The sequence below is a fragment of the Mycobacterium sp. ACS1612 genome, from assembly GCF_001667505.1.
GTDB lineage: Bacteria > Actinomycetota > Actinomycetes > Mycobacteriales > Mycobacteriaceae > Mycobacterium.
In genome coordinates this window covers 127,723-138,336 of record NZ_LZHZ01000060.1, presented here as the reverse complement: position 1 = coordinate 138,336, position 10,614 = coordinate 127,723, and the positions used below count along the sequence as shown (strand labels likewise).

Genomic DNA, 10,614 nt, shown 5'->3' with positions numbered 1-10,614 from the left:
GCGCTGAGAACGCAACCATCTAGACGCCCACCCCTTCCGTGGCCATCAGCGTCGAGGCATGCGGATCGAACGGGCAACCGCCCGACAGATGCTCGAGGTATTCGTCGCGGAAGAACTTGATCGATGACATGATCGGCGCAGCGGCGCCGTCACCCAACGCGCAGAACGACCTTCCGAAGATGTTGTCGGAGATGTCCAGCAGCTTCTGGATGTCCTCTTCAGTGCCCCTGCCCGTTTCGAGGCGTTCGTAGATCTGTGCCAGCCAGTAGGTGCCCTCGCGGCACGGCGTGCACTTTCCGCAGGATTCGTGCGCGTAGAACTGGGTCCACCGACGCACCGCCCGCACCACACAGGTGGTTTCGTCGAAAATCTGCAGCGCCTTGGTGCCCAGCATGGTGCCGACGCTCGCCATGCCTTCGTAATCCAGCGGCACGTCGAGATGCTCTTCGGTCAGCAGCGGGGTGGACGATCCGCCAGGCGTCCAGAACTTCAGCGAGTGCCCGGCCCGGATACCGCCCGCGTACTCGAGTAGCTCGCGCAGCGTGATGCCGAGCGGCGCTTCGTATTGCCCGGGAGTGGTGACGTGACCGGACAGTGAATACAGCGTGAACCCCGGAGACTTCTCGGTGCCCATGGAGCGGAACCAGTCCACCCCATTGAGCAGAACCGGCGGCACACTGGCGATGGATTCCACGTTGTTGACGACGGTGGGGGAGGCGTACAGGCCGGCCACGGCCGGAAACGGCGGTCGCAGTCTGGGCTGACCGCGCCTGCCCTCCAGTGAGTCGAGCAGCGCGGTCTCCTCACCGCAGATGTAGGCGCCCGCACCCGCGTGCACGATCAACTCCAGGTCGAAGCCGGACCCGAGGATGTTCGTGCCCAGGTAACCGGCGTCGTAGGCCTCGGCGACGGCGGTCTGCAGTCGGCGCAGCACCGGCACGACCTCGCCGCGCACGTAGATGAACGCGTGGTGCGCCCGGATCGCATACGAGGCGATGATGATGCCCTCGACGAGGAAGTGCGGCGTGGTCAGCATCAACGGAATGTCTTTGCACGTACCGGGTTCCGACTCGTCGGCGTTCACCACCAGGTAGTGCGGCTTGGCGCCTGCGCCGGTGTCGTCCTGCGGGATGAACGACCATTTGGTGCCGGTCGGGAACCCGGCCCCGCCGCGTCCGCGCAGACCGGAGTCCTTCATGGTGGTGATCACGTCGTCGGGCGCCATGCGCAGCGCGCGCTCGAGCGCCTGGTAGCCGTCGTGACGGCGGTAGGTGTCCATCGACCACGATTCGGGTTCATCCCAGAACCGGCTCAACACAGGAGTCAGTTGCGTCATGTCCTCGGATCCGTTTCGGGCTTCTCGGATTTCGGTGGCACGGTGGCGGACGGACCAGGCGCGGCTTGGTTCTTGGTGGCCTCGGTCGCCACTTCGACGTCGTTGCGCCCGCCGTGCGAATCTGTCACGGCTTCGACGTCGGGCGCGGTCATGCCCCGCTCCCTGGCGACGCGCAACCCGGCGAGGGTCGCATCGCCCGGGCCGCCCTGCGCGGCGGCCCGTTCCGGATCCGGCAGACCGGCAAGGACTCTCGCGGTTTCTTTGAAGGTGCACAGCGGCGCACCGCGCGTCGGCGACGGCGGCTGACCTGCCCGCAGTCCGTCGACGAGGTCGCGGGCCGACGACGGCGTCTGGTTGTCGAAGAACTCCCAGTTGACCATCACGACGGGCGCGTAATCGCAGGCGGCGTTGCACTCGACATGTTCGAGCGTCACGCGGCCGTCGGAGGTGGTCTTACCGGCATGGATGCCCAGATGTTCCTGCAGCGCATCGAGAATCGCGTCGCCACCCATGATCGCGCACAGGGTGTTCGTGCAGACGCCCACCAGGTAGTCGCCGGTCGGGGTGCGCCGGTACATCGAGTAGAAGGTGGCGACGGCGGTCACCTCGGCATCGGTCAATCCCAGCTGGGCCGCGCAGAACGCGATGCCCGCCGAAGTGAGACAGCCGTCCTCGGACTGCACGAGGTGCAGCAGCGGCAGCAACGCCGAGCGGCCCTGCGGGTACTTCGCGATCACCTTCGCGGCGTCGGCGGCCAACCGTGCTTCGACGTCGGCTGGGTAGGTCTTGGCGCCGTGGATCGGTGGGCCTGGCTCGTCCGGCCGCTGACCCAGTTCGAGAAAGACGCTCACCTGTCCACCCCACCCATCACCGGGTCGATGGACGCCACCGCGGTGATCGCGTCGGCCACCATGCCGCCTTCGCACATCGCGGCCACCGCCTGCAGGTTGTTGAACGACGGATCTCGGTAGTGCACCCGGTATGGCCGGGTGCCGCCGTCGGAGACCATGTGCACGCCGAGCTCACCGCGCGGCGACTCGATCGCCACGTACACCTGGCCGGCGGGTACGCGGATGCCTTCGGTGACGAGTTTGAAGTGGTGAATGAGTCCCTCCATCGAGTGGCCCATGATCTTGGCGATGTGCTCCGGCGAGTTGCCAAGACCGTCGGGCCCGAGCTTGAGATCGGCGGGCCACGCCAGCTTCTTGTCGGTGATCATCACCGGGCCGGGCCGCAGTTTGTCCAGGCACTGCTCGATGATCTTCAGCGATTCGTGCATCTCCTTGACCCGGATCAGGTAGCGGCCGTAGGAGTCACAGGCGTCGTCGGTGATGACGTCGAACTCGTAATTCTCGTAGCCGCAATAGGGTTGGGCTCTGCGCAGATCGTGCGGCAGCCCGGTGGACCGCAGGCACGGGCCGGTGACGCCGAGCGCCATGCAGCCGGTCAGGTCCAGGTAGCCGATGCCCTGCGTGCGGGCCTTCCAGATGTAGTTCTCGGTCAGCAGATCCTCGAGATCCTTGAGCCGCCTTGGCATCAGCTTGAGCATGTCGCGGATCTGGGGGACGGCTTCGTCGGGCAGATCCATCGCCACCCCGCCGGGCCGGATGTAGGCGTTGTTCATCCGCAGGCCGGTGATGGTCTCGAAGATCAACAGGATCTGCTCGCGTTCGCGGAACCCGTAGAACATCGCGCCCATCGAGCCCAGTTCCATGCCGCCGGTGGCCAGCGCCACCAGATGCGAGGAGATCCGGTTGAGTTCCATCATCATCACCCGGATGACGCTGGCCCGCTCGGGGATGTCGTCGGTGACGCCGAGTAGTTTCTCGACGCCGAGGCAGTACACCGTCTCGTTGAAAAGGGGTGAGAGATAGTCCATTCGGGTGACGAAGGTGACGCCCTGGGTCCAGGTGCGGAACTCGAGGTTCTTCTCGATGCCGGTGTGCAGATACCCGATGCCCGCGCGGGCTTCGACGATGGTCTCGCCCTCGATCTCCAGGATCAGCCGCAGCACTCCGTGCGTGGAAGGATGCTGAGGTCCCATGTTCACCACGATCCGCTCGCCGGCGTGCGAAGCGGCGTTTTCCCTTGCGGCAGCGACGACTTGGTCCCAGTCCTGGCCGCCGACGACGACCACCCGTTCGGGCGGGTTGGTGGATGTGCTCATCAGTTGTAGGCCCTCCGCTGATCGGGCGGTGGTATCTCCGCGCCGTGGTACTCCACCGGGATGCCGCCCAACGGGTAGTCCTTGCGCTGTGGGTGCCCGACCCAGTCGTCGGGCATTTCGATGCGGGTGAGGGCGGGATGGCCGTCGAAAATGATGCCGAAGAAGTCGTAGGTCTCCCGCTCATGCCAATCGACTGTCGGGTACACCGAAAACAGCGACGGAATGTGTGGGTCGGCGTCCGGCGCGGTTACCTCGAGTTGCATCCGGCGGTTGTGGGTGATCGACATCAACGGATAGACCGCGTGCAGTTCGCGTCCGGCGTCGTCGGGGTAGTGCACCCCGCTGACCCCGAGAGACAACTCGAACCGCAGCCCGGGATCGTCCCGCAGCGTGCGGGCCACCAGCGGCAACTGGCCGCGGTCGATCTCGAGGGTCAGCTGGTCTCGGTACACGACGACCCGTTCCACCGACTCGGCGAAGTCGGCTGAGCCGAGGGCGGCCTCCAGTTTGTCGACGACATCGTCGAAGTACCCGCCGTAGGGGCGTGGTGAGCTGCCCGGCAGGGTGACCGGACGCACCAGACGCCCGTAACCCGAGGTGTCGCCGGTGTCGGAGTTGCCGAACATGCCGCGTCGGATCTTGATGACCTCCGGTGGTGCGACGTAGGCCCGTGGCTGGGACCCGTTGCCGTTCTCGCTCACCTCAGCAAACCCTTGAGCTCGATGGTCGGCGTGACAGCCAACGCAGCCTTCTCGGCTTCCCGAATCGCCTCCTCGCGGTGCACGCCGAGCGGCATCTCCTGAATCTTGTCGTGCAGCTTGAGGATTGCGTGCAACAACATCTCCGGTCGCGGTGGGCAGCCGGGCAGATAGATGTCGACGGGCACGACGTGGTCGACGCCTTGCACAATCGCGTAGTTGTTGAACATCCCGCCTGACGACGCGCACACGCCCATCGCCAGCACCCACTTGGGTTCGACCATCTGGTCGTAGATCTGGCGTAGCACCGGCGCCATCTTCTGGCTGACCCGGCCCGCAACGATCATCAGGTCGGCCTGCCGGGGCGTCGCCGAGAACCGTTCCATGCCGAACCGGGAGATGTCGAATCGGGGCCCCGCGGTGGCCATCATCTCGATGGCACAGCAGGCCAGTCCGAACGTCGCAGGCCATAGCGATCCCTTGCGGATGTAACCGGCCACCTTTTCGACGGTGGACAGCAGGATGCCGCCGGGCAGCTTTTCCTCTAGTCCCATGTCAAGCCTCCCCGCCGCCAGACGTACGCATAGGCCACGAACACCACGACCATGAACAGCAGCATCTCTACCAGCGCGAACAGGCCGAGATTGTCGAACGCGACCGCCCACGGGTACAGGAACACGATCTCGATGTCGAAGATGATGAACAACATCGCGGTCAGGTAGTACTTGATCGGAAATCGCTGGCCTGATGCGTGGGCCGACGCCAGTTCCGGCACCGGTTCGATGCCGCACTCGTAGGCCTCTAGTTTCGACTGGTTGTAGCGCCTCGGGCCGACCAGCAGCGCAATGCCGACCGAACCGATTGCGAACGCAGCCGCAATGGCACCGAGAACCAGTATTGGCGTGTACAAATCCATGCCGCGCAAACGCTCCCTCGTGGGCTGTCGATGTGAGCTTACCCACACCCTAGCGAGCTTTGAGACGGGTGCCACGCATTTTGGTTAGAGTCGCTACTAGCTGCCCGCGGCCATGTTGTCGTGCCTCGAAAAGGCAAGGGCAACAGAGCGATTGGTGCGTTGGTTACTGCACCGGCGCGCGCAGCAGAGACACCACGGCGTCGCTCAACCGGATCGGGTCGATCGGGTGGGGGACGGCCGCCTCGGCCCGCGACCAGCTGGCCAGCCAGGCGTCATCCGGACGGCCCGTCAGCACCAGGATCGGTGGGCAGTCGGCGATCTCGTCCTTCAACTGCTTTGCGATCCCCATCCCGCCGGTGGGCGTCGCCTCGCCGTCCAGGATCACCAGATCGAAGCCCCCCTCGTCCATCTGGCGGATGACCATCGGACCGGTCGCGACCTCGACGTAGGTCAGCTCGGGCAGGTCGGGATGCACGCGCTTGCCGAGCGCCAACTGCACCTGCTCACGGGTTCTGGGGTTGTCGCTGTAGACCAGGATCCGCAGTGCACGTTCCGCCATGCGGCCGATCGTACGGCTAGAACCGATTGCCGGACTTCTCAACGCGGCTTTCCGCCGCTTGATCGTCGTCCGGCTAGTACCGATTGCCGGACTTCTCAACGCGGCTTTCCGCCGCTTGATCGTCGTCCGGCTAGTACTCCCGACGGAGCACGACCCCTCCGGAAATCGTCACCTCGTCGGAGAGCATGCCCATCAGGTTGCCGTCGACACCGAAGTCCTTGCGGTCAACGGTCGCCTGCGTGTTCAGCCGCACCGCATGCTCGTCGATCACTTCGACCGTGGCGCGCAGCGGTATGAGCGCTTCGGTGTTCTTGATGGTGAGTTCGGCCGTCAGGTCGATGGTGTCGGCGTCGACAGGCTCGGCGCCGGTGATGGTAACGCTGATCGTGGGAAACCTCCGCACGTCGAAGTATTCGGCCGAGCGCAGATGCCTGTCGCGGATGCGCAGCTTGGTGTCCAGCGACGCCGTCTGAATCTCGATGCGGCCGAATACCTTTCGCTCGTCGGTGATTCGGCCGTCGCCGGTGAACCCTGTGAATCGGCCCGCGACGGTGGCGAGGCCCCACATCGACTTGGTCGAAAAACCGATCGTCGAGTGGCCCTGGTCGACATCCCAGACTCCAACGGCCGCCGGGTTGCTGAGGAGTTGTTGTGTGCTTGACATGTCATCTCCGCTACTCCAGCAGCGGGGCGATCTCCGCTGGGTCGAAGTACTCGTCGATCCGACTGATCAAACCGTCGTCGCCCATCTTGATCACGATGCAGACCCGCATCGAGATCAATCCGCCCGTGTGGCCGCGGGCGTGCAGGATGTGCTGCTGGACGAAACCGCCGTCGAAGAACTTGCGCTCGAGAATTTCGTAGCGCCGCTCGGTCGTCGCGCCGACGAACCAGTCGATGACCCGCAGCGCCCTGGCCTTACCGCGCTCGCGGTCGGCCACCTTCCACACGACGACGTCGGGGGACCAAAGCTGCTCCACCGCGGCGACGTCGCCGTTCTGGATGGCTCCGAACAGCCGGTCGGCAATCGTTTCGGCATTCGCAACGGTCATCTCTGTTCGTCTCCTTGACCTCAAGTTCGGTTGAGGGAGAACCCTTGTCTTCATGGATTCAACACCAACCTTGTCCCGCTTCGACGACGCCTACCGAACCAACACCGCGCCGTGGGTCATCGGCGAGCCGCAGCCGGCTGTCGTCGAGCTGCAACGTGCCGGCTGGATCCGCAGCAAGGTGCTCGATATCGGCTGTGGCACAGGTGAACACACCATCCTGCTCACGCGGCTGGGCTACGACGTGGTCGGCATCGACTTCTCGTCGAACGCGATCGAGCAAGCCAGAGCCAACGCCGCGGACAACGGCGTTGATGCTCGTTTCGAGGTTGCCGACGCGATGAACCTCGACCCCGATGCCGCGTACCAGACAATTCTCGACAGCGCGCTTTTCCACATCTTCGACCGGGGCGACCGTATGCGATACGTGCACAGCCTGCACGGTGCGCTGCGGCAGGGTGGGCTGGTCCACGTGCTCGCCCTGTCCGACGCGGGTCGCGGCTTCGGCCCGCAGGTCAGCGAGGCCGATATCCGCGGGGCGTTCGCAGCGGGCTGGGCGCTGGAGGCGCTGCACACCACCACCTACCGAGGCGTGGTGAACGAGGCGCAGGCCGACGCCATCGGACTGCCCGCCGGGACCCGCGTCGACGAGCCCGCCTGGCTGGCCCGCGCCCGTCGCCTCTGAGTGATTTGTGCGCGTTTCAGCCGCTCAGCGCTCGTCAACGCGCACAAATCGCCGGGCCGCTACTGGTCGTAGCCCGGGTGGGCGACCGCCAGCCGGTGCCGGACCAGGCTGCGCAGGATGGGCAGCACCTCGCCAGTCCGCTCGTCCAACGACCCGGCGCGGATGGCCGCCGCCAGCGCGGCCTCGTCGGCGAAGCCGAGGGCGGCCAGCGCCCCAGTGACCTCGGCGGCCGACTCGTCGGTCAGTTCGCGTTCGACGATGCGCAGCACGTTGGCGGCGACGCGGGCGTGGAAGTTGACCTGTCCGTCGATGTGGGACCGGACGTCGTTGTCGAGGAAGTCGGCGACGGCGGCGACCAGTTCGGCCGCGGTGGGCCGTCCGTAGAGCCAGTTCACTTCGCCTCCAACAGGTCGAGCAGATCCCATTCGGTTTCGGCGACGCGGCGGCCGATCGCCGCCAGTTCCACCGACGGCGTCTGCCCCGACAGGTGTCGTTCTGCCTGGAATCGGCAGATGACGCCCCAGCTCAGCGTGGCGGCGACCAGCCACCAGCGGAAAGCGTCGCGATCAAGCGTGACGTTCGCGGCCGCCTCGTACGCGGACAGGAATGCCTCGACACTGCCCAGTCCGCCCGCGCCGAGCGACTCGGACGCGCCGAACCGCCATGCGCGGATGCAGAACCACGCGAGGTCCTCGTACACCTCGCCGGTGTGCACCAGTTCCCAGTCCAGCACGGCGGCGAGCCCACCGTCGTCGACGATCAGGTTGCCCATCCGGAAGTCCCCGTGCACCAGAACTCGCGGCGACGGCGGCGGCCGGTGGCGGCCCAGCCAACGAAACGCCCATTCGAACGTCGCTGTGGTGTCGCCCATTTCGTCGAGGCGCTGCCGCCACCCGGCCAGCTGGTCGGCCTCGGCCAAGCCGATGCCGTCGGGGTCGGCGCGGTGTATCGCGGCTAGCGCTTCGGCGCACTGCCGCAGCAGTCGCCCCCGGCCAGCGTCGTCGAGGCTGCGCTGGATCTTCCTGACGATCGTCTCGCCTGCGATCGCGTCGCAGATGAGATACGGATTACCCAGTGCGGCAGCCGAATTGTCGGCGGCCAGGATGTGGGGGACGGGTGCGCCCGCCGCGGCCGCGCGCTGTTGCACCGCGGCCTCCAATTCCATGCCGGCGTGCACGTCGTCCGGTGGCCCGGTCCGCAGGATCAGTGGCCGGCGGTCATTGCCGACGGCGTCGAACGCCCATGTGGTGCGGCTGGCGCCACCGGTCAGCGCCCGCAGGTTCTCGACGGTGACATCACCGAGCACCGGTCGCAGCACCGCCGCCAGCTGCTCTCTCACTTGCGCCCGAATCCGAAGAGCCGCTGGGCCACCCGACGGATCTGGATCTCCTCGGCACCTTCGGTGATGCGGTAGCGCCGGTGATGCCGGTAGATGTGTTCGAATGGCTCGTGTCTGCTGTAGCCGACGCCACCGAACACCTGCATGGCCCGGTCGGCGGCCTCACAGACCAGCCGGTTGGCCCGGTAGTTGGCCATCGACACCTTGTCGGAGACCTCCATGTGGTGGTTGGCGTCGAGTTGGGTTGCCGCGTAATACACCAACAGCCGCACCATCTGGGCTTCGGTCTGCAGTTCGACGAGCGGCCATTGCACGGCCTGATTGACCGAGAGCGGCTTGCCGAACACCGACCGGTCGTTGGCGTAGCCGACGGCCCGGTCGATGCAGTACTGCGCGGCCCCGAGGCTGCTGGCGGCTTGCCGAATCCGGTTCTCGTGCAGGAAGGTCTGGCCGACCTCCAGCCCGCGGTCGACCTCGCCGAGCACCGCGTCGGCAGGTACGCGGACGTCCTTCAGCTCCACTTCACCGTGATCGGTCGGCATGTTGAACGTCCACCAGTAGTACGGCACCGTGAAGCCGGGGCTGTCGGTGGGCACGAGGAACGCGGTGATGCCGCGGGCCTGACCCGGCTCACCGGAGGTGCGCGCGAACACCAGGTCGTGCGTCGCCCGGTGGACGCCGGTGTTGAACCGCTTCGCGCCGTTGATCACCCACTCGTCGCCGTCGAGGACGGCGTGGGTTTCCAGCCAGGTCGCGTCCGATCCGTGGTTCGGTTCGGTCAGCCCGAACGCCATCGACCGCTCACCGGTGATCAGCGCCTCGGTCCATTCCGCTTTTTGAGCCTCGGAACCGAACCGGTCCATCATGATGACTTGCGGGAAGTTCCCGACGATCGAGGACTCGTCCTGCAGGTCGTTGTGCAGTCCGAGCCCCTTGTGCGCCAGGTGTTCCCGGATCACCGCCATGTCGATGTTGGTGCCGTCGCGGCCGCCGAACCGGGACGGCAGCCCGTAGCGCAACCAACCGGCCTTGTCGGCCCGCCTGCGCATCTCGCCGAGCAGATCCTCCCACTCCCGGCGCGGGATGCCGCCGTTGTCCCAGTCGGTGCGGGCATGCTCGCGGCGCTGGTCGAAGTACTGGATGTGCTCACGCTCCAGCGGTTTGATCTCGGCCTCGATGAACGCGTCCATCTCGGCGAGCAACCCCGGAAGGTGCTCTGGCAGGGCGAAATCCACGCTGATTCTCCTCAGTTGTCAGAACCCGTACAACGTCTTCTTCCAAATCCTCGCCAGGGTGGCGACCGCGTCCTCGTCGGTGATCTGCAAGCCCAAGCCGGAGGTGCCGACGAAGACGGTGGTGAAGTTCTCGAACAGCAGCGCGATCGCGGCGGCGGTGTGCTCGGGGACGAGTTCGGCCGCGTAGCCCTGCTCCTGAGCGCGCCGCACCGATGCGGCCACTATGTCGATCCCGAAGCGGCGGAATTCGTTCTGCACAGCGGCGAATCGCGGCTGTGTGGCGGCAAGTTGAGCGACGGCGATCATCACGCCGATGTTCTGCTTGAAGATGGTCCAGTAGCCGGCGACGACGGAGGTGAAGAACGCGTCGTCGTCGGGGGAATCGGGCAGATCGAGATTCACCCCCAGCGGCGCGACGGTATCGTGCAGGAACGACTCGGCCAGCGCGGCGAGCAGATCCTCTTTGTCGCCGAAGTAGCGATAGAACACGGCGGGCGACTTGCCAGCCGCCGACGTGATGTCGGCCAGCGTCGTGCCGTGAAACCCCCGCTCGGCGAACAGCTTTCGCGCCGCCTGCTCGATAGCGTCTCGGGTTTGGCGACCCTTGGCGCTCAGGGTTTCGGCGGGCAC

Annotated in this window: 14 protein-coding genes; 1 reads left to right on the top strand and 13 read right to left on the bottom strand. The window is 66.0% G+C overall.

Annotated features, from left to right (window positions below; genetic code table 11):
- Window positions 1–19: 19 nt before the first annotated feature.
- From nuoF to A5724_RS23890, 9 genes are all read right to left on the bottom strand, one after another.
- Complete coding sequence (nuoF, locus tag A5724_RS23930) at window positions 20–1,336, bottom strand: NADH-quinone oxidoreductase subunit NuoF (RefSeq protein WP_067808252.1); 1,317 nt, start codon at window positions 1,334–1,336, stop codon at window positions 20–22.
- Window positions 1,333–2,187: an NADH-quinone oxidoreductase subunit NuoE gene (gene nuoE / locus A5724_RS23925; RefSeq protein WP_067808249.1), complete on the bottom strand. Its 855-nt coding sequence runs from the start codon at window positions 2,185–2,187 to the stop codon at window positions 1,333–1,335. Before nuoE ends, nuoF begins: the two co-directional genes overlap by 4 nt.
- The gene (nuoD, locus tag A5724_RS23920) at window positions 2,184–3,503 is read right to left on the bottom strand and encodes an NADH dehydrogenase (quinone) subunit D (RefSeq protein ID WP_067808246.1); all 1,320 of its coding nucleotides are present in this window, start codon (window positions 3,501–3,503) and stop codon (window positions 2,184–2,186) included. The genes nuoE and nuoD overlap by 4 nt, the downstream gene beginning before the upstream one ends.
- On the bottom strand, window positions 3,503–4,204 hold the full coding sequence (locus A5724_RS23915; protein WP_067808243.1) for an NADH-quinone oxidoreductase subunit C: 702 nt from the start codon (window positions 4,202–4,204) through the stop codon (window positions 3,503–3,505). The genes nuoD and A5724_RS23915 overlap by 1 nt, the downstream gene beginning before the upstream one ends.
- Entirely contained in the window at window positions 4,201–4,755 is a 555-nt protein-coding gene (locus A5724_RS23910; RefSeq protein WP_067808240.1) for an NADH-quinone oxidoreductase subunit B family protein, read from the bottom strand. Before A5724_RS23910 ends, A5724_RS23915 begins: the two co-directional genes overlap by 4 nt.
- Window positions 4,746–5,117, bottom strand: a complete 372-nt coding sequence (locus tag A5724_RS23905; RefSeq protein ID WP_067808236.1) for an NADH-quinone oxidoreductase subunit A — start codon at window positions 5,115–5,117, stop codon at window positions 4,746–4,748. The genes A5724_RS23910 and A5724_RS23905 overlap by 10 nt, the downstream gene beginning before the upstream one ends.
- A 163-nt stretch (window positions 5,118–5,280) precedes the next feature.
- Window positions 5,281–5,676 carry a response regulator transcription factor gene (locus tag A5724_RS23900; protein WP_067808233.1) on the bottom strand — a complete coding sequence of 132 codons (396 nt, stop codon included), beginning with the start codon at window positions 5,674–5,676 and terminating at the stop codon, window positions 5,281–5,283.
- 130 nt (window positions 5,677–5,806) lie between these two features.
- Window positions 5,807–6,340 (bottom strand): YceI family protein, encoded by a 534-nt coding sequence (locus A5724_RS23895; RefSeq protein ID WP_067808230.1) that lies wholly within the window; start codon window positions 6,338–6,340, stop codon window positions 5,807–5,809.
- A gap of 10 nt (window positions 6,341–6,350) precedes the next feature.
- Complete coding sequence (locus A5724_RS23890; RefSeq protein ID WP_067808227.1) at window positions 6,351–6,728, bottom strand: nuclear transport factor 2 family protein; 378 nt, start codon at window positions 6,726–6,728, stop codon at window positions 6,351–6,353.
- Between the two features lie 52 nt (window positions 6,729–6,780).
- Between A5724_RS23890 and A5724_RS23885 the strand changes: the two genes are divergently transcribed.
- A complete protein-coding gene (locus tag A5724_RS23885; RefSeq protein WP_067808225.1) occupies window positions 6,781–7,410 on the top strand; it encodes a class I SAM-dependent methyltransferase in 630 nt (209 codons plus the stop codon).
- A 59-nt stretch (window positions 7,411–7,469) separates the two neighbouring features.
- Here A5724_RS23885 and A5724_RS34740 read toward each other — a convergent pair whose 3' ends face one another.
- Genes A5724_RS34740 through A5724_RS23865 form a run of 4 tightly spaced genes read right to left on the bottom strand, consistent with a single transcriptional unit; the run spans window position 7,470 to window position 10,614 of the window.
- Complete coding sequence (locus A5724_RS34740; protein ID WP_067808222.1) at window positions 7,470–7,835, bottom strand: DUF6285 domain-containing protein; 366 nt, start codon at window positions 7,833–7,835, stop codon at window positions 7,470–7,472.
- Window positions 7,802–8,749: a phosphotransferase family protein gene (locus A5724_RS23875; protein WP_067808219.1), complete on the bottom strand. Its 948-nt coding sequence runs from the start codon at window positions 8,747–8,749 to the stop codon at window positions 7,802–7,804. The genes A5724_RS34740 and A5724_RS23875 overlap by 34 nt, the downstream gene beginning before the upstream one ends.
- Window positions 8,746–9,984: an acyl-CoA dehydrogenase family protein gene (locus tag A5724_RS23870; RefSeq protein ID WP_067808216.1), complete on the bottom strand. Its 1,239-nt coding sequence runs from the start codon at window positions 9,982–9,984 to the stop codon at window positions 8,746–8,748. Before A5724_RS23870 ends, A5724_RS23875 begins: the two co-directional genes overlap by 4 nt.
- An 18-nt stretch (window positions 9,985–10,002) precedes the next feature.
- Window positions 10,003–10,614, bottom strand: a complete 612-nt coding sequence (locus A5724_RS23865; RefSeq protein ID WP_067808213.1) for a TetR/AcrR family transcriptional regulator — start codon at window positions 10,612–10,614, stop codon at window positions 10,003–10,005.